This window comes from Pseudoglutamicibacter cumminsii (assembly GCF_016907775.1).
Taxonomy (GTDB): Bacteria; Actinomycetota; Actinomycetes; order Actinomycetales; family Micrococcaceae; genus Pseudoglutamicibacter; species Pseudoglutamicibacter cumminsii.
The window spans coordinates 1,905,399-1,922,858 of the sequence record NZ_JAFBCO010000001.1 but is presented as its reverse complement, the minus strand read 5'-3'; the positions used below and the strand labels follow the sequence as shown (position 1 = coordinate 1,922,858).

Below are 17,460 nucleotides of genomic sequence, written 5' to 3'. Positions count from 1 at the left end.
AGCGAGGATGAGCACGCACGTGCCCTTCACATCTAAGAACAGCTCAGCAAAACCGTCCGCGACTGGTTCCGCTGGGGACGCCGGTATCGCGCGCGCACGCATCGATTTCGAATCTGACCAGGCTATGGTTGCGAGCCTCGGTCCCGCAGACACGCTCTTACGGATTGTTGGCGGGGTGTGGCCCGAGGTCACGTTGATTCCTCGCGGTGATTCCCTCGACGTTGCTGGGCCGGTCGATGATGTTAAGGCTGTGCGCCGCGTCGTCGAGCAGGCTCGTGCAGCAGCGGCCGGAGGCAACGCGGTCACGGCAACGCTTATTGAGCGCTGGATTATGGCTGAGCGTCAGCAAGCTGCCGCTAATCCTGATCCTGCGGTGACGGGTGAGATTTTGCGTCATCGCGGCAAGAGCATCCGCCCGAAGACGAATAACCAAGCGGCTTATGTTGAGGCTATGGACGCCCACACGATCACGTTCGGGGTGGGGCCGGCCGGTACAGGTAAGACGTATCTGGCTATGGCACGCGCGGTTGCAGCGTTGCAGTCCGGTGAGGTTGACCGGATCATCTTGACTCGCCCCGCGGTCGAAGCCGGTGAGAACCTCGGTTTCTTGCCGGGAACGCTCTCAGACAAAATCGATCCGTACCTGCGGCCTCTGTATGACGCTCTGCATGACATGGTCGAGCACGAGTCGATTCCGCGTTTGATTGCCGCGGGAACCATCGAGGTTGCCCCGCTGGCTTATATGCGTGGCCGTACGCTGAACAATGCGTTCGTGATCCTCGATGAAGCTCAGAACACGACCGCCGAACAGATGAAGATGTTCCTGACGCGTCTGGGTTTCCGTTCACACATGGTCGTGACGGGCGACATCACGCAGATCGACCTCCCTGGCGGGAAAACCTCGGGTCTCGGTGTGGTTCTGGACATCCTCGACGGCATCGATGACATCGCAATCTGCGAGCTCTCAGCTGAGGACGTCGTACGTCACCGCTTGGTCGGCAAGATCGTGGACGCCTACCAGAAGTGGGATGAAGACCATCAGCGCTTGAGCACCGGCAAGGCTAAGAGGGCGCGCGAGCCTCGCAACGATCACAATCATCACGCACAACACAAGCAGGCACAGCACCGCCAGACGACAACAGAGGAGCCTGAAACGGCATGAGCGTTGAGATCCACAACGAGACCGAACACGAATGCGATCTCGAACAACTTGGCTCGCTCGCCGCGTTCCTGATGGATGAGCTGTATATCCACCCGGATGCTGAGCTCGGGGTGACCCTCATCGATGATGAGGCGATGGAACAGCTCCACATCGACTGGCTGGACCTCCCGGATACAACTGACGTCATGAGCTTTCCTATGGACGAGCTTCGCCCGGGAACACCGCAACGTCCGACACCGCCGGGAGTCATGGGCGACATCGTGATCAGCCCAACCGTTGCGGCAAAGCAGGCAAAGGATCATGGTCATTCAACACAAGATGAGATCTGCCTTCTGCTGACCCACGGGTTCCTACATCTGCTCGGTTTCGATCACGATGAGCCTGAAGCTAAGGCGGAAATGTTCGGCTTGCAACGTGAGCTGCTTGAAAAGTTCTTGAACCGACCAGCACCGAAAGAAACTGAAACCCACTAACTTATGACCAGCGTTTTATTGTTCTGCGCCGCGAGCCTTTTCTTTGCTCTGGCGTGGCTATTGAGCACAGCGGAGGCCGCCTTTTTGGCGCTATCTCGCCCGGCGGCTGAAGAGCTCACTGACCATCCGCGCCGCAATCTTTTGCGGAAAATCCTCGCAAAGCCGACTCAGCACACCTACGCCATCAGGTTCTGGCGCGTCTGGACTGAATCTTTGGCGGGCATCGCGCTGGCTTGTGCATTCTTCTACGTTTTCCCGCACCCTTTGGCCGCTGCAGGTCTTGCAGCGCTCGTGACAGCGGTTCTTTCGATCCTCGTCGTTGGTTTTGCCTCGCGTCAGTACGGTCAGCGGCACGCAGAGAAAACCGTTCTCTTTACGGCGTGGATTGTGCGTTTCGTGACGTGGTTGCTCGGTCCGGTGTCCTCGTGGCTTGTTTCGATGGCGACCCCGAAGGGCGCCCGCCCCGGCGCTACCTTCTTCACGGAGGAGCACTTCCGCGACATGCTGGAGCGGGCATCGGAAACTCATCAGATCGACGATGCCGAAGCGGAACTTATCCACTCGGTTTTCGAGCTCGATGACACGCTGGTTCGCAGCCTCATGGTCCCTCGCACTGACATGGTCACGATCTCTGCCGACTCTTCCGCTGAAGACGCGATCCGGCTGTTCATGCGTTCGGGCTGTTCACGTGTACCGGTGATCGGTGAAGACAACGACGACGTTCGCGGCGTCGTTCACCTCAAAGATGTGATCGGCAACCTTTATTCGGATGAACTCAACGCGACGAACGTTCTCGAGGTTGCTCGGCGCGCGCGTTTCGTGCCGGACTCCAAGCACGTGAACGAACTGTTGCAAGAGTTTCAGCGCGAATCCACCCACTTCGCGATCGTCGTGGATGAGTACGGCGGCACGGCCGGCCTGATCACCCTCGAGGACTTGCTTGAGGAACTTGTCGGCGACATCGACGACGAATACGACACGGATACACCGGATTACACGCAACTCGAGGACGGCAGCTACGAAGTCGATGCGGGCTTCCAGATTGAGCACCTCGGTGAGCTGTTTGACCGCGAGTTGCGCGATGAGGATGTCGACACAGTGGCTGGCTTGATCGGCAAGCTCATCGGCAAGGTCCCGATTGTGGGTTCCGTTGCTGAAATCGATGGTTTGCGTCTAGAAGTCATGACCCTTGAAGGCCGCCGCAACCGTCCCGGCAAGATCAGGGTTACCGAGGTCGAGCCGCGAGTTTCGAGTGGCTTTGATCCGGAGGGCTCTGCCGATGAGTTCGTTGATGACTTTGGCGGGGATGACGACGAGTCCACGATGCAACGCTATGAACGCCTGCGTGCCGAGCGAACAGATGAGCATGATGCGAGGGAAGGCCACAAGGCATCGCGTGGCACACTGGACAGTGAAGATGGGTCCGTTAGGAAAGCTCCGCGGACTTCGACGAACCGTGAAAGCGAGCGCCACTAGATGACTTCAAGTTCCGATTTCCGCGCAGGTTTTATTTCCCTTGTTGGCCGCCCTAATGCAGGAAAGTCGACGCTGACTAACGCGTTGGTGGGGCAGAAGATCGCGATCACGTCGAATAAGCCACAGACAACCCGGCACACGATCCGCGGTGTTGTCCATCGCGAGAATTTTCAACTCATCCTGGTTGATACTCCGGGTATTCACCGCCCGCGGACGTTGTTGGGGCACCGGCTCAACAACCTTGTTGAAGACACTTTGCGGGAAGTCGATGTCATCGGTTTCTGCACGCCCGCAAATCAGGCTGTAGGACCGGGGGATCGGTTCATCGTTGAACAGCTCGCCAAGGTTAAGCGCACGCCGGTCATCGCGATCGTGACTAAGACTGACACGGTTGACAAGGCGAGGGTCGCGAACCACTTGCTCGAGGTCCAGGCGATGGGGGACGAGCTGTTGCCCGGCGGTTTCAAGGACATCGTGCCTGTCTCCGCGGTTAAGGGCGAACAGCTTGACGCGCTTGAAAACGTAATGGCTGAACACATGCCGGTTTCTCCGCCGCTGTATCCTGACGGCGATGTCACGGACCAGCCTGAGCTCAAGCTCGTTTCGGAGTTCATTCGCGAAGCGGCTCTTGAGGGTGTCCGCGAGGAACTTCCGCACTCCCTGACTGTGACCATCGAAGAGATGGAACCGCGCGAAGACCGCCCCGAAGACAACCCGCTGACCGACATCTACGCGACGCTGTACGTTGAGCGCGACTCGCAGAAGGCCATCGTGATCGGAAAGCGTGGCTCGCGGTTGCGCGACGTTGGGCAACGCGCCCGCCGCTCGATCGAAGCGATGCTCGGAACCAAGGTCTACCTCGACATCCGGGTTAAGGTCGCCAAGGACTGGCAGCGCGACGCCCGACACCTAGATCGTTTCGGCTTCTAAAGGGATCGCTTCGGGTTCTAACGCTGTTTCGTCATGAATATGCGACGCACTTGAGGCGAGTGTTAGGTTTGTAAACATGATCACGGTGCGCATGCTTCTTCTTGCTTGCCGCGACGAGATGCCAGAGTCCTGAACCTGAGCAATCATGCTCGGTAGGCACGTTGTAGATCAACGTTTCGGCCGAATCTCGTCGCGGAGTCTTTTGTTGCGGAAACTTTCGCGCCCGGCCGTTGCACCTACGTTGTCTACAGGAGCTAAACCGTGAAGAATTTTCAGCAGCCATCCGGCATGCCAATCCACAAGTACGTCCCTTTCCACGAGCAGATCACTGTTGACCTGCCGGACCGTACGTGGCCTGACCAGAAGATCACTAAGGCACCGCGTTGGTGCGCAGTCGACCTGCGCGACGGTAACCAGGCGCTCGTCGACCCGATGGATACCGACCGCAAGCTCAAGCTGTTTCAGCTGTTGGTTGAGATGGGTTTCAAGGAGATCGAGGTTGGTTTCCCTGCCGCTTCGCAAACCGATTTTGATTTCGTACGCCATCTGATCGACAACGGCCTGATCCCTGAAGACGTCACGATTCAGGTTTTGACGCAGTCGCGTGAGCACCTCATCGAGCGTACCTTTGAAGCCCTCGACGGCGTTCACCGCGCGATTGTGCACCTCTACAACTCGACCTCGATCCTTCAGCGCCGCGTCGTCTTCCGCCAGGATGAGGACGGCATCGTCGACATCGCTTTGACCGGTGCGCGCTTGTGCAAGAAATACGAAGAGCAGATGTCGGGTGACACCGAGATCATTTACGAGTACTCACCGGAGTCATACACGGGTACTGAGCTCGAGTTCGCGCGCCGTATCGTTGACGAGGTCGTCGAAGAATTCGGCGCAACACCGGAAAACCCAATCATCATCAACCTGCCTGCAACGGTCGAAATGGCGACCCCTAACGTGTACGCGGACTCGATCGAGTGGATGCACCGCAACCTCAAGAACCGCGAATCCATCATCCTCTCGCTCCATCCGCACAACGACCGCGGAACCGGCGTCGCTGCAGCGGAGCTGGGCTACATGGCTGGCGCGGACCGCATCGAAGGCTGCTTGTTCGGTAACGGTGAGCGCACCGGTAACGTCGACCTCGTCGCGCTGGGCATGAACATGTTCAGCCAGGGTGTTGACCCTGAGATCGATTTCTCCGATATGGACAAGATCCGCCGCACGGTCGAGTACGCGAACCAGATGGCGATCCCAGAGCGTGTCCCGTGGGGCGGCGACTTGGTCTTCACCGCGTTCTCCGGTTCGCACCAGGATGCGATCAAGAAGGGCTTCGAAGCCATGGAGGCCGATGCCGCGGCAGCCGGCAAGACCGTCGACGAAATGGTGTGGGCTGTTCCTTATCTGCCGATCGACCCGCGCGATGTGGGCCGCACCTACGAGGCTGTGATCCGCGTGAACTCGCAGTCCGGTAAGGGCGGCGTCGCGTACCTGCTGAAGGCGGACTACGGTTTGAATCTGCCACGTCGACACCAGGTCGAGTTCTCCCAGGTCGTCCAGAAGCACACGGAGACCTCTGGAACCGAGGTCACGTCCGAGCAGCTGTGGAACGTCTTCACTGACGAGTACCTGCCAGCCAAGCAAGATGACGAGCAGTGGGGTTACTTCCGTCTGCTCAACGTCGAGAGCGCGCACGAGTCGAACGATTCAGTCAAGCTCACCGCGACCATGGAGATCGATGGTATCGAGCGTGTCCGTGCCTCGTCCGGTAACGGACCGATCGACGCCCTCGTGAACCTGCTCAACGCAGAAGGCGTCGATGTGCGTGTCATGGACTACTCCGAGCATGCGCTCGAGGCCGGTGGCGCCGCTCGCGCTGCCGCGTACATCGAGGCCGCAGTTGATGGCCGCATCCTGTGGGGTGTGGGCATCCACACCAACACGACGCTCGCTGGCTTGAACGCTGTGATCTCCGCTGTCAACCGCGCGATCCGCGACCGCCAGGCGGCAGCCGCTTCCGCATCGTAATCAATCATTGAGTCCGTGTGGGTGGGGTGCGTATTCAACCGCGCACCCCACCCGCACGTGTGTCAGCTCCTGTATATAGGGTGTAGATATGGCCCGTGGTTCAACTTTCTCGGCGCGATCCTTCAGGGATCGCGCTGTTGTGTTGCGCCATTACAAGCTCGCGGAGGCTGACCGCATCGTGGTGTTGCTGACGCAGGCGCACGGCCAGGTAAGGGCTGTCGCGAAGGGTGTCCGTCGGACGTCCTCGCGGTTCGGTGCGGTGCTGGAACCGGGCATGATCATCGACGCTCAGTTCGCTAAGGGCCGGAACCTGGACACCGTGACACAGGCTCAAATCGTGGAGGCTTACGGCGCTGCGTTGAGCGCGGACTATGTTCGCTACAGTTGCGCCGCCGTCATGGTTGAGGTCGCCGAAAAGCTCACGCGTGATGATGCGGATTCGACCCACACGCAGTTCACGCTGCTCTACGGGGCGCTTAACGCGTTGGCGAACAGCCAATTGCATCCGTTCGCTGTGCTGGATTCCTATATTCTGCGTTCGCTGGCCGTGGCTGGCTGGGCGGCGTCGTTCGCTGAATGCGTTCGATGCGGTATGCCTGGCTCTCATCGCAGCGTCAACGTTCCGCTGGGTGGAGCTGTGTGCCCCGATTGCCGTCCCGCTGGCTCCCGCAGTCCCTCGCCTGAGGTCATGGACCTGCTGGATGCCTTGAACACGGGGGAGTGGGAAAGGGTTCAGCGCGCCGATCAGGCAACGATGCGGCAGGCCGGTGAGATCGTGACACAATATGTGCAGTGGCACCTCGAACGGTCTGTTAAGTCGTTGAGCGTGCTGGATCGCGCGCAGGAAGTTTAGGTCGGAGGTTTGCGCTCATAGTGGCTGATGTTTCTTCCGCTTCGGTTCCCGCCCCTGGCGAGGGGCCTGTCCGCTTCGCTCCGGGATATAAGAAGTCTTTGTTGCCTCGTCATGTGGGCATCGTGATGGATGGCAACGGCCGATGGGCGAATCAGCGGGGCCTGCCACGCACAGAGGGGCACAGGGCGGGGGAGCAGGCGCTTCTGGATGTTGTTGCTGGCGCTATTGAGGCCGGCATCAAGCATGTTTCGGTGTACGCGTTTTCTACGGAGAACTGGAAGCGCAGCCCTGAAGAAGTCCGCTTCCTGATGGGCTTTTCGCGCGATGTTTTGCGTCGGCAGCGTGACACGTTGAACGAGTGGGGTGTTCGTGTCCGCTGGTCCGGTGAACCTGGCCGGTTGTGGAAGTCCGTCATTTCTGAGTTGCAGACTGCCGAAGAGATGACACGGAACAACACCGTGATGGATCTAGTGATGTGCGTCAATTACGGCGGCCGTTCCGAGATCATGCACGCAGTCCAGGCTTTGGCATCCGATTACGCTTCCGGTGCGGTCTCTGCGCGAGGGATCACGGAGAAAGCGCTGGGAGCGCGGATGTATCAGCCGGACCTGCCCGACGTCGACTTGTTCTTGCGTACCTCAGGGGAGCAGCGCATCTCGAACTTCTTGCTGTGGCAGTCCGCGTACGCCGAATTGGTTTTCCTAGATACGTTGTGGCCGGACATGAACCGCGAAGTGTTCTGGGATTCCTTAGAGCAGTATGTTTCGCGGGATCGCCGGTTTGGTGGTGCGGTGAATAAGCCGGTTTCGTTGAATTCTCCGCATGATGCGGCGCCGGCCAACTCAGGTGGGACAGAGGTTTAGCTCATGCATTGTGAGCGTTGTTGTGATCCGAGCAGTTGTGTTGATCAGGAAGTTGCTTGATGCGTTTTTACCCTACGTTTTTTAAGCTTGCCTTCTCGGGCATGGATGCCGAGAAGGCACACCACATCGGTTTTTCGATGATCAAGTTGGCCGAGAAGTGCGGCCTCGGCGCGGTCCTGCGGCGCTGGACCCGCCCATCGACGCCTGTGCGCGTCATGGGGCTGACGTTCCCTTCGGCGTTTGGTCTGGCCGCTGGCTTCGATAAGCACGGAGACGGCACCACCGCGCTCACGAACCTTGGTTTCGGCCACATCGAGGTCGGAACGGTGACGGGCCAGGCACAAGACGGCAACCCTCAGCCTCGTCTGTTCCGTCTGGTGGAGGACAAGGCGCTCATCAACCGCATGGGCTTCAATAACGAAGGCGCGGCCGCGATCGCACCGCGTTTGGCGCGCACGCGTGAGGTTTTGAGTCGCCGCGCGGGCATCCGCCCGATCATCGGCGTGAACATAGGCAAGACCAAGGTTGTTGAGCTCGAGAACGCGGTTGACGATTACCGTCTTTCGGCTCGCACGCTGGCTCCGTACGCCGATTACATGGTTGTCAACGTTTCCTCGCCGAATACGCCGGGCTTACGGATGCTCCAGGACATCGAATCGTTGCGTCCGCTGCTCACCTCGGTGCGTGAAGAGGCCGATGCGGTGGTCACTGATCGCCACGTGCCGCTGGCGGTCAAAATCGCCCCGGACCTCGCGGACGAAGACGTTCGCGATGTAGCCCGTTTGGCTCAGGATCTGGGCCTGGATGCGGTCATCGCTACCAACACGACGATCAAGCGTGAGCCACTTTCGACGCCAACGAATGAGGTTGCGGCTCTCGGCGCGGGTGGCTTGTCCGGCCGCCCACTGCGCGAGCGCTCGATCGAGGTCCTAGAGATCCTGCGAGAGTCCCTTCCGAAAGATATCGCAATCATCTCCGTTGGTGGCGTGACGTCTGGCGACGACGTCATTGAGCGCATCGAGGCTGGCGCGGATCTGGTTCAGGGTTACACGGCTTTCCTGTATGAGGGGCCGTTCTGGGTGCACCGCATCAACCGTGCCCTCAAGAAAGCCTATGGCCGGAAGTAAAACTCGGCACACGCGTCGATAGCAGGCTCCTTAAACGGTTCGGGACCCACCATGCAGGTGGGTCCCGAACCGTTTCTACCTCGTGAGCTCTCCTTAGTTGGTGAGTTCTACTCGATTCGAGAGCTTTACTCTGGGTAGTGGCCGCGCTTATTCTGCGGCTTAGGCTGGCGCATCGGACGGAACTGCAGCGCACGCATGAACGCGTACCACATCGTCCCCTTTTGGACTTCGCCGAACTTCGCGAGCAAGCGCTTCTTGAGCTGGCGGCTAGCCCAGATCCCGTCCACGATCACGATGAACAGGTAGATCCACATGATGAAGACCATGTTGGCCTGCGCTTCAGGTGGAAGGATCGAAGACATCAGCAGCGAGGTCACGAGGAACAGCACCACAACGATGAGCAACGTCTCACCGATGGATGTGCGCGCGTCGATGAACTCGCGGGCATAGCGACGCTGCGGACCCTTGTCGCGGGCCAGCAGGTAACGCTCATCGCCGGTGCGCATGCCTTCACGGATGCGTGCGGCTTCAGCGGCGCGGCGCTCACGGTCCCGTTGCTTCGAGACTGCCGGGGAACCGCCCACCAAAGGGCGGCGGTTCTTTGCTTCCTGTTCTCGGCGCGATGGGGTAGGACCCTTCTTGGCGCCAGGTGCCTTGCCCTTGTCTTCTTCCACTACAGGTTCCGGGGTGTTCCCCGCCTGTTCATTCCTTTTACGACCAAACACGGCCCTTATCTTATCGGTCTTTGCACTGTTTACCGAACAGCGACGTGTTCTTGCACACGTTGCTCGTATTAGTGTTGGTTCTATGACACCTACAAACCCAACTCATTCCGCTGTGCCTTCTGAGATCATCGATCAGCTTCGCGCCGCAGTTGACGGCCAACGCGAGCAGCTCATCAATGAGCTCAGCGCACTCGTTGAGATCCCATCGATCGCGTGGGATGACCTCGATCCACAGCCTGTTATTGACTCGGCCGAGGCTGTCGCGGAGCTTTTCCGTTCCGCTGGCCTGGATGATGTCCGCATCCTTTCGGCCGCCCGTCCCGATGGGGTAGAGGGCCGCCCTGCGGTCATCGCGCGCCGCGAAGCCGCTGAGGGCATGCCTACTGTTCTGATGTACGCACACCACGACGTGCAGCCAACCGGCGATCTGGACTTGTGGAACACGGACCCTTGGAAGGCAACTGAGGTTGATGGGCGTCTGTACGGACGCGGAACCGCCGACGACAAGGCCGGCATCATGGTCCATCTCGGCGCGTTGCGTGCTGTCGATCAGGTTGCAGCTGCAACGGGCTTGGGCCTCACGTACTTCATCGAGGGGGAGGAGGAAGCCGGTTCGCCGTCTTTCGCTAACTTCCTGAAGGAAAACCGCGATGCCCTCAAGGCCGACGTCATTATCGTGGCCGATTCCAGCAACTGGAAGGTAGGTCAGCCCGCACTGACCACGTCGCTGCGCGGCCTGACTGCAGGTGAGTTCGAGGTACGCGTACTCGAGCATGCGGTTCACTCGGGTGTATTCGGCGGGCCTGTTTTGGATGCCCCGACGATCGCGGCCCGCTTGGTCTCAACCCTTCACGATGAGAACGGCGACGTGGCGGTAGAGGGACTCGCGACCGCTTCCAGCGCTGAGATCGATTACGAGGAAGCTGATTTCCGTGCCGACGCCAACGTCTTCGATGGCTTGCAGCTCGCTGGTACCGGTTCGATCGCAGACCGCTTGTGGCGTAAGCCAGCCATTTCGCTCATCGGTATGGACATCACCAACGTTTCGTTGTCTTCGAACACAATCATCCCGATGGTGCGCGGCAAGGTATCGGTGCGTCTGGCCCCAGGACAGGATCCAGCACAAGCAGCGAAGGCAATGGAAGATCACTTCGCAAAGCAGAACATCTTTGGCGCACAGATCACCTACAAGACCACCGAGGTTGGTCCATCGTTTGCAACCGACACATCGTCCCCGGCAGCTCAGGCGAAGATGTGGGCGCTCGAGCAGGCGTGGAACGTCAAGCCGGTAGAAATGGGCTTGGGTGGATCGATCCCATTCATCGGTGATCTGCAGGAAGTCTTCCCAGACGCTGAGATTCTCGTCACAGGTATCGAGGACCCAGACACGCGAGCACACTCGGCCAACGAATCACTTCACATTGAAGACTTCTACAAGGCCACGCTTTCCGAAGCATTGCTGCTCGCGCACCTCGCTTCAAGCGCCTCAAACCGCTAAGACCCGAGGTCTACACTAGAGACAACACTGAGTGTTCGATGGCGGTAGAAAAACCGCCATCGAACACCGCACAAAACACGGCACGCTGAGACACTGCGTGTCGGGTATGGAGGTTTTCTCATGACAACTGCTGCAGAAACTGCAAGCCACGAGGTCACTTTGACCGACGGCGCTGCCGGTAAGGTTCGTGAACTGCTTCAGCAGGAAGGTCGCGATGACCTTCGTCTGCGTGTAGCTGTTCAGCCGGGCGGCTGCTCTGGACTGATTTACCAGCTGTACTTCGACGAGCGAGTCCTGGACGGCGACGCCATCCGCGATTTCGACGGCGTTGAACTCATCGTGGACCAGATGTCGGCCCCATATCTTGCGGGATCGACCGTCGATTTCGAGGATTCTATCGAGAAAGTCGGTTTCACGATCGACAACCCGAACGCTGCAGGCTCATGCGCATGCGGCGACTCGTTCCACTGACCAACTATTAAGTGCTTTCGGCGTGCCAACTGTGCGCCGAAAGCCAAAGAGCGGTACTCTCTTATAAGAGTAGGTGTGCCAGTTCTAGGACTGGCCGCCGCTTACACATCACGTCATCCGCATACACTCAAGAGGAAGGGCCGTCTGTGAGTTCGCAAGTTCGGACCAGCGGTCGCGTCAAGACTAAGGTCTTCGGCGGGATCCTTGCCGTTGGGGCACTAGCCCTCGCGGGATGCACCCCCGTGTCCAAGAATGGCTTCCTGCCCCTGGAAGATCTGGACACGACCAACCACACTCGCGCACTCGCTGAGCTGTGGAATCACTCCTGGATCGCCTCGCTGGTAATCGGTGTGATTACCTGGGGCTTGGCTCTGTGGTGCATCGTTGCCTACCGCCGCCGCAAGGGCGATACCGGCTATCCAAAGCAGCTGAGCTACTCGCTGCCACTCGAGGTCTTCTACACGGCGGTCCCGATCGCCATTGTCATGACCTTCTTTATTTTCACCCACCGCACCCAGCAGAAGGTCGACACTCCAGTTGACTCTCCGCTGACCGTTAACGTTTACGGCAAGCAGTGGGCTTGGGACTTCAACTACGACTACGAGGGCGAACAGCGCTACCAGGTCACGACCCAGGTGCACGAGCCAGGCAAGGTCGTTGACGAGTCCAAGCTCCCAACGCTCTACCTCCCAGTTAACGTTCCGGTTCACTTCCAGTTGAACTCGCGTGACGTGATCCACTCGTTCTGGATTCCTGCGTTCCTTCAGAAGATGGACATGATCCCAGGCAAGCAGAACCACATGTGGCTCACCCCGCAGAAGGAAGGCACCTACCCAGGTAAGTGTGCTGAGCTCTGTGGTGAATACCACTCCGAGATGATCTTCCAGGTGAAGGTTGTTTCTGAGGAAGAATTCAAGAAGCAGCTCGCGAAGATGGAGAAGGGCAGCCTGAAGGAGGAGTACAACCGCCTTGAGGTTACTCCGACTAACGACCCTTCCTACCACCGTCTGACCGGCGAAGAAGAGCCGAGCCGAGAAGGGAAGTGATGACTCGTGGCAACATTTGAATACTCGACCAACGAGTCTCGCACCGTAGCTCAGTCGGTGGTGCCTAAGTCCAAGGGACGCATCATCGTCGACTGGATTACGACGACTGACCACAAGAAGATCGGTTACCTTTACCTGATCTCTGCGTTTATTTTCTTCTGCATCGCCGGTGTCATGGCGTTGCTGATCCGTGCTGAGCTCTTCGAGCCAGGTATGCAGATTCTGCACACCAAGGAGCAGTACAACCAGCTGTTCACGATGCACGGCACCTTGATGCTGCTGATGTTCGGTACGCCGCTCTTCGCTGGCTTCGCGAACGTCCTCATGCCAGTACAGATCGGTGCACCGGATGTGGCTTTCCCACGTCTGAACGCTCTGGCTTTCTGGTTCTTCCTGTTCGGCTCGCTCATTGCGATGTCGGGTTACATCACCCCACAGGGTGCAGCATCCTTCGGTTGGTTCGGTTACGCCCCACTTGCATCCACGACCTTCAGCCCTGGTTTGGGCGGTGACCTCTGGGTCTTCGGTCTTGCGCTTCAGGGCTTCGGTACCATCTTCGGTGCGGTGAACTTCATCACCACTATCATCACCTTGCGTGCACCTGGTATGACCATGTGGCGCATGTCGATCTTCTCGTGGAACACGCTGATCACCTCGATGCTGATCCTCATGGCGTTCCCACCATTCGCAGCAGCACTGTTCGCCCTTGGCGCTGACCGCCGCTTGGGTGCCCAGATCTTCGACGCCGCCAACGGTGGCCCGATTCTCTGGCAGCACCTGTTCTGGTTCTTCGGTCACCCAGAGGTTTACATTCTCGCTCTGCCGTTCTTCGGTGTGGTTTCCGAGATCTTCCCAGTCTTCTCCCGTAAGCCAATCTTCGGTTACAAGGGTCTTGTCTTCGCGACCATCGCGATTGCAGCTCTTTCGGTGGCAGTCTGGGCGCACCACATGTACGTCACCGGCTCGGTTATGCTTCCGTTCTTCGGTTTCATGACCATGCTGATTGCTGTGCCAACCGGTGTGAAGTTCTTCAACTGGCTCGGTACGCTGTGGCGCGGTTCCATCACGTTTGAGACTCCGATGATCTGGAGCCTCGGCTTCCTTACGACCTTCCTCTTCGGTGGTCTCACCGGTATTACGTTGTCCTCGGCTCCGCTGGACTTCCACGTGTCCGATACCTACTTCGTTGTGGCTCACTTCCACTACGTGATCTTCGGTACCGTTGTGTTCGCGATGTTCGCAGGCTTCTACTTCTGGTGGCCAAAGTGGACCGGCAAGATGCTCAACGAGCGCCTGGGCAAGATTCACTTCTGGCTCGTGTTCATCGGTTTCCACCTGACTTTCCTGGTACAGCACTGGCTCGGCGTCATGGGTATGCCACGTCGTTACGCTGACTTCCTGCAGTCGGATGGCTTCACCGCTATGAACCAGGTCTCCACGGTCGGTGCAATGATCCTTGCAGTCTCGATGATTCCGTTCTTCCTGAACGTATTCATCACCCATCGCAACGGTCGCCGCGTACAGGTTGATGACCCATGGGGCTTCGGTGCCTCGCTCGAGTGGGCAACTCCTTGCCCGCTCCCACGTCACAACTTCTACTCGCTGCCACGCATTCGCTCCGAGCGTCCAGCCCTCGACCTGCACCACCCAGAGCTCGCCTCGGGTCGTGTAACGCCGAAGGGCGCGGTAGCAACCATCTTCGGTCCTGCTGACCAGGGAGATAAGTGATTAGGTTATGAAAACTAGCGGTTACTTTTTCCTTGCTGGCATCTTCTTCTTCATCCCGGTCGGAATCGTTTACGGTTTCCTGACCAACTTTGAAGAGTGGGTTGGCTTCCCAGCACTCGTGCTGCTCGGTCTGATGACCGGCATGATCGGTTACTACTTCAACAAGCACGCCAAGCTCTCTGACGATCTTCCTGAAGACAACAATGACGGCGAGATCGCTGACCGTGCTGGTATCTACGGCCAGTTCACCCCATGGTCCTGGTGGCCGCTCATGCTCGGTACTGGCGTAGCTATCGGCTTCGCGGGCCTGGCTATCGGCTGGTGGGTTTTCTACATCGGCCTGGGCGCTGTAGCAGTTGGCGTCATTGGTTGGGCTTTCGAGCTGAACCGTGGCTCCTACCGCCACTAAGCATTAGCTGATTCAGACTGCGGGCTTCCACACTACGGTGTGGGAGCCCGCAGCTGTTTAACCATGCGAACGCGCCTTAGTGGATATAGTTGAGACGTAAGCCCTCGTCGTTTCTTATCTTCACGTGTCAGACCTTCTGCGGCAGGACGTTCCATGAAGAACTCGTCAGTTATCACCGAGAGCACAACGGACAATCCACATAGCGACTCTGCTTCACGTCGAGACGATACTCAATCAGTCGTCACAAGCACTGACCTGATTCTGCAAGCATTTGTTGACGCGTGGCGGCACCACCCCATGGGGGCTCAAGGCCCGGCACAGCGTGGTCAGCGCAGTCGAGAAGCGTATAAGCGCTCAGATGGCCTCACAGAAGCTCTACGCGGTGTACTACTGCAAATACCTCCCGGTGTGCGGCTACCGGGGGAGCGGCCACTGGCTGAGGCACTCCAGGTCTCCCGCACCACGCTACGAACTGCGGTAGAGACGTTGGAGCGGGAAGGTTACGTGCGGGTACAGCCTGGTAGGGGGACCCGTTCAGCCCGGCCTCAAGCAACACCGCCTACTTACGGGTTGCGCACGTTCGCTGAGGAGATGCGTTTACGGCACCGCACTCCGAGCGTTCGCCTGATCCGTCATGAGGTTGTCAAGGCAACGAATCTTCTCGCTCGTGAGCTACGTATTGAGCCGGGGGAGGAGATCCTGTATCTGCAGCGCCTCCATAGCACCGATGAGGCGCCTGCTGCAGTCGAGGAGATGTATGTGGCATTGCGCCGCGTGCCAGGCCTCTTGGAGGGCCGCCCGAGCGCTCAGATCGAAAAGCACTTAGCGGAACGATGCAATGTTTCGTTGGATCGCTCATTGGAGCAGATAGAGGCTGTAACAGCAACGCTGTTGCAGGAGCGGATGCTCAACCTGAACTCTAAGGCGGCACTCCTGCAGATCGTGCGTCACCAGTTCTCAGGCGATAACGTGGTGATCTTCAGCGGTACGTTCTACAGGCCTGAGACATTCCCGATCAGGCTTGATCTCAGGCGCCACTAGAGCTTTTACCTGCATGACTGCAGGTGGAGATGGCGGCCCTGCCAATGCTCTATCAGCCACCGATCGTGGCTAGCTATGATCAGTGTTCCCGGCCAGTCACGTAAGGCTCGTTCCAACGACTCGATGGTGTCGAGATCCAGATAGTTGGTTGGCTCATCCACGATCAGTGTTGTCGGGTGGGCTGACATGGCAACAGCTAATTGCGCTCTGCGTTGGTTTCCGTCCGACAACTCAGGAATCGGGGTAGACCACATTGCTGGGTGGATGAAGCCCTTACCGAGCTCGCCCACACCGTTGCACCACATGTCAGCATTGAACCCCGGGTCGTTTTCCATTGGAAGTCGTTGCGGAACCATAGTCACGGACTCTTTGCGAGTTATGCTCCCTGACGAGAGAACGCCCTCGGGCGGCTGAGCGGTGGCGATCCACTGCAGCAAAGTCGATTTTCCGGCACCGTTTTCGCCAGTTACAAGAAGATGTTCACCGGCAGATAGGTCGAGGTCGCACGGTGTCAGCCGGTGCTCGACAGCAACGTGCCGAATGCTGAGAGCTAGGCCTTCTTGTGGCTTTGGAGTTGGGATGCTGAGTTCGAGTTGATAGTCTCGTGGCTTACGGACTTCGCGCTCTTCTAGACGCTTTAGCTTGACGTCATCGTTGCGTGTGCGTTTGACGGATGTCGCGGCTGCGCGGTCGGCGAAGAACTTCTTTGCCTTTCCCGTCGCGGTCTTGAGGCGTACCCCGCCGCCCGCAATCTTCATGCTCTCGTTACGGTGCTCACGTATGTGCCGTTTATCTGCTTGCTGCTCCGCATGAATTTGACGATGTGATTGCCTAGCTTTTTCTTTCGCAGCTAGATACTGCGAGTAGTTGCCAGCGTTACGGAACAGTCCACCTGTAAGCTCTTGGCCTTCGGCTCTGGCCAGCTCTTGCCAAACCGTGATGTCCATGTCGTAGATGACAGTCGCAACGTTCTCAATGAACAAACGGTCGTGACTGCTTGCAAGCACAGGGCGGGGCCACTTGGAGACCATCGCGGTGAGGAAGTCGATCGCCTCACGGTCCAGGTGATTTGTCGGTTCATCGAGTACCAGCACGTCTGGTCGTAGCGTGAGCAGCGCAGCTAAGTGAAGGCGTGCACGCTGACCGGGGGAGAGACTCGTGAGCAGACGCTCCGAAGAACCAGAAAGCGCCCCTAGACCTAGGCCTTCAAGTGTTTCATCTAGGCGTGCTTCGAGTGACCAGACATCGCGTGCGGTCATCGCTGCCAAAAGCTGGTCATATTCGCGCTCGACGCCGGTGTCGCCAGTAGATAGCGATGCAGTGGTTTCTTCGAAGCGTCGCGACAGTTCATGCAACGGTGCCAACGCGGTCGCAAAATACTCCGCTACAGTACCGTTGAAGCGTTCCGGTTCTGGAATCGGTGCGCCAACAACCCCGGAGGTGAAACGACCGCTGTCTGGTTTAAGTAGCCCCGAGGCGACGTTCAAGAGCGTGGTTTTGCCACAGCCATTGGGTCCCACAAGGAAGGCTCGCTCACCATCACCAACGTTGAGTGACACCTCATCTAGTACCTGGTGTGAACCGTATGCGAAAGAAATATGATCGAGCTTGATGGAAGGCATAGTGATCTCCTGAG

The 17,460-nt window shown here is 58.4% G+C and carries 16 protein-coding genes and 1 pseudogene; 15 read left to right on the top strand and 2 right to left on the bottom strand.

The annotated features are described in order from the left end of the window. The first annotated feature begins 7 nt into the window (after positions 1-7). The 8 genes from JOD50_RS08755 to JOD50_RS08720 all read left to right on the top strand — a co-directional run bounded on the left by JOD50_RS08755 (position 8) and on the right by JOD50_RS08720 (position 8,906). Positions 8-1,162, top strand: coding sequence for a PhoH family protein (locus JOD50_RS08755; protein ID WP_109302961.1), 1,155 nt, complete (start codon positions 8-10; stop codon positions 1,160-1,162). Beyond that, positions 1,159-1,635, top strand: coding sequence for an rRNA maturation RNase YbeY (ybeY, locus tag JOD50_RS08750; RefSeq protein ID WP_204881219.1), 477 nt, complete (start codon positions 1,159-1,161; stop codon positions 1,633-1,635). The genes JOD50_RS08755 and ybeY overlap by 4 nt, the downstream gene beginning before the upstream one ends. A gap of 3 nt (positions 1,636-1,638) precedes the next feature. After that, positions 1,639-3,111, top strand: coding sequence for a hemolysin family protein (locus JOD50_RS08745; RefSeq protein WP_204881218.1), 1,473 nt, complete (start codon positions 1,639-1,641; stop codon positions 3,109-3,111). Further along, positions 3,112-4,041 (top strand): GTPase Era, encoded by a 930-nt coding sequence (gene era, locus JOD50_RS08740; protein WP_204881217.1) that lies wholly within the window; start codon positions 3,112-3,114, stop codon positions 4,039-4,041. A gap of 261 nt (positions 4,042-4,302) precedes the next feature. After that, positions 4,303-6,063 (top strand): 2-isopropylmalate synthase, encoded by a 1,761-nt coding sequence (leuA, locus tag JOD50_RS08735; protein WP_204881216.1) that lies wholly within the window; start codon positions 4,303-4,305, stop codon positions 6,061-6,063. An 88-nt stretch (positions 6,064-6,151) separates the two neighbouring features. Next, positions 6,152-6,916 (top strand): DNA repair protein RecO, encoded by a 765-nt coding sequence (gene recO, locus JOD50_RS08730; RefSeq protein WP_204881215.1) that lies wholly within the window; start codon positions 6,152-6,154, stop codon positions 6,914-6,916. 20 nt (positions 6,917-6,936) lie between these two features. Next, a complete protein-coding gene (locus JOD50_RS08725; protein ID WP_338052086.1) occupies positions 6,937-7,779 on the top strand; it encodes an isoprenyl transferase in 843 nt (280 codons plus the stop codon). A gap of 59 nt (positions 7,780-7,838) precedes the next feature. Next, positions 7,839-8,906 carry a quinone-dependent dihydroorotate dehydrogenase gene (locus tag JOD50_RS08720; protein WP_204881214.1) on the top strand — a complete coding sequence of 356 codons (1,068 nt, stop codon included), beginning with the start codon at positions 7,839-7,841 and terminating at the stop codon, positions 8,904-8,906. Positions 8,907-9,031: 125 nt separating this feature from the next. On the opposite strand, the gene JOD50_RS08715 is transcribed toward JOD50_RS08720, so the two are convergent. After that, the gene (locus JOD50_RS08715; RefSeq protein WP_204881213.1) at positions 9,032-9,580 is read right to left on the bottom strand and encodes a DUF3043 domain-containing protein; all 549 of its coding nucleotides are present in this window, start codon (positions 9,578-9,580) and stop codon (positions 9,032-9,034) included. 133 nt (positions 9,581-9,713) lie between these two features. On the opposite strand from JOD50_RS08715, the gene JOD50_RS08710 reads away from it, so the two are divergent. The 7 genes and pseudogenes from JOD50_RS08710 to JOD50_RS08685 all read left to right on the top strand — a co-directional run bounded on the left by JOD50_RS08710 (position 9,714) and on the right by JOD50_RS08685 (position 15,824). Continuing rightward, complete coding sequence (locus JOD50_RS08710; RefSeq protein ID WP_204881212.1) at positions 9,714-11,129, top strand: dipeptidase; 1,416 nt, start codon at positions 9,714-9,716, stop codon at positions 11,127-11,129. A gap of 120 nt (positions 11,130-11,249) precedes the next feature. Further along, positions 11,250-11,600, top strand: coding sequence for an iron-sulfur cluster insertion protein ErpA (erpA, locus tag JOD50_RS08705; protein WP_101629311.1), 351 nt, complete (start codon positions 11,250-11,252; stop codon positions 11,598-11,600). Between the two features lie 146 nt (positions 11,601-11,746). Further along, entirely contained in the window at positions 11,747-12,646 is a 900-nt protein-coding gene (ctaC, locus tag JOD50_RS08700; RefSeq protein WP_204881211.1) for an aa3-type cytochrome oxidase subunit II, read from the top strand. A 6-nt stretch (positions 12,647-12,652) separates the two neighbouring features. Further along, positions 12,653-14,374, top strand: a complete 1,722-nt coding sequence (ctaD, locus tag JOD50_RS08695) for an aa3-type cytochrome oxidase subunit I (RefSeq protein ID WP_109302953.1) — start codon at positions 12,653-12,655, stop codon at positions 14,372-14,374. A 7-nt stretch (positions 14,375-14,381) separates the two neighbouring features. Then, positions 14,382-14,783, top strand: coding sequence for a cytochrome c oxidase subunit 4 (locus JOD50_RS08690; protein ID WP_204881210.1), 402 nt, complete (start codon positions 14,382-14,384; stop codon positions 14,781-14,783). A gap of 153 nt (positions 14,784-14,936) precedes the next feature. Next, positions 14,937-15,305 (top strand): annotated as a pseudogene (locus JOD50_RS10710) (winged helix-turn-helix domain-containing protein); the annotation flags it as partial. Positions 15,306-15,374: 69 nt separating this feature from the next. Further along, positions 15,375-15,824 (top strand): GntR family transcriptional regulator, encoded by a 450-nt coding sequence (locus JOD50_RS08685; RefSeq protein WP_239541563.1) that lies wholly within the window; start codon positions 15,375-15,377, stop codon positions 15,822-15,824. Positions 15,825-15,829: 5 nt separating this feature from the next. On the opposite strand, the gene JOD50_RS08680 is transcribed toward JOD50_RS08685, so the two are convergent. Beyond that, positions 15,830-17,446 carry an ABC-F family ATP-binding cassette domain-containing protein gene (locus JOD50_RS08680; protein WP_204881208.1) on the bottom strand — a complete coding sequence of 539 codons (1,617 nt, stop codon included), beginning with the start codon at positions 17,444-17,446 and terminating at the stop codon, positions 15,830-15,832. Between the last annotated feature and the right edge of the window lie 14 nt (positions 17,447-17,460).

Coding starts and splice junctions, on each gene's coding strand:
- JOD50_RS08755 (WP_109302961.1), top strand. CDS start 8: ATGAGCACGCACGTGCCCTTCACATCTAAGAACAGCTCAGCAAAACCG.
- recO (WP_204881215.1), top strand. CDS start 6,152: ATGGCCCGTGGTTCAACTTTCTCGGCGCGATCCTTCAGGGATCGCGCT.
- JOD50_RS08745 (WP_204881218.1), top strand. CDS start 1,639: ATGACCAGCGTTTTATTGTTCTGCGCCGCGAGCCTTTTCTTTGCTCTG.
- ybeY (WP_204881219.1), top strand. CDS start 1,159: ATGAGCGTTGAGATCCACAACGAGACCGAACACGAATGCGATCTCGAA.
- era (WP_204881217.1), top strand. CDS start 3,112: ATGACTTCAAGTTCCGATTTCCGCGCAGGTTTTATTTCCCTTGTTGGC.
- JOD50_RS08685 (WP_239541563.1), top strand. CDS start 15,375: ATGCGTTTACGGCACCGCACTCCGAGCGTTCGCCTGATCCGTCATGAG.
- erpA (WP_101629311.1), top strand. CDS start 11,250: ATGACAACTGCTGCAGAAACTGCAAGCCACGAGGTCACTTTGACCGAC.
- JOD50_RS08680 (WP_204881208.1), bottom strand. CDS start 17,446: ATGCCTTCCATCAAGCTCGATCATATTTCTTTCGCATACGGTTCACAC.
- JOD50_RS08710 (WP_204881212.1), top strand. CDS start 9,714: ATGACACCTACAAACCCAACTCATTCCGCTGTGCCTTCTGAGATCATC.
- JOD50_RS08720 (WP_204881214.1), top strand. CDS start 7,839: ATGCGTTTTTACCCTACGTTTTTTAAGCTTGCCTTCTCGGGCATGGAT.
- JOD50_RS08690 (WP_204881210.1), top strand. CDS start 14,382: ATGAAAACTAGCGGTTACTTTTTCCTTGCTGGCATCTTCTTCTTCATC.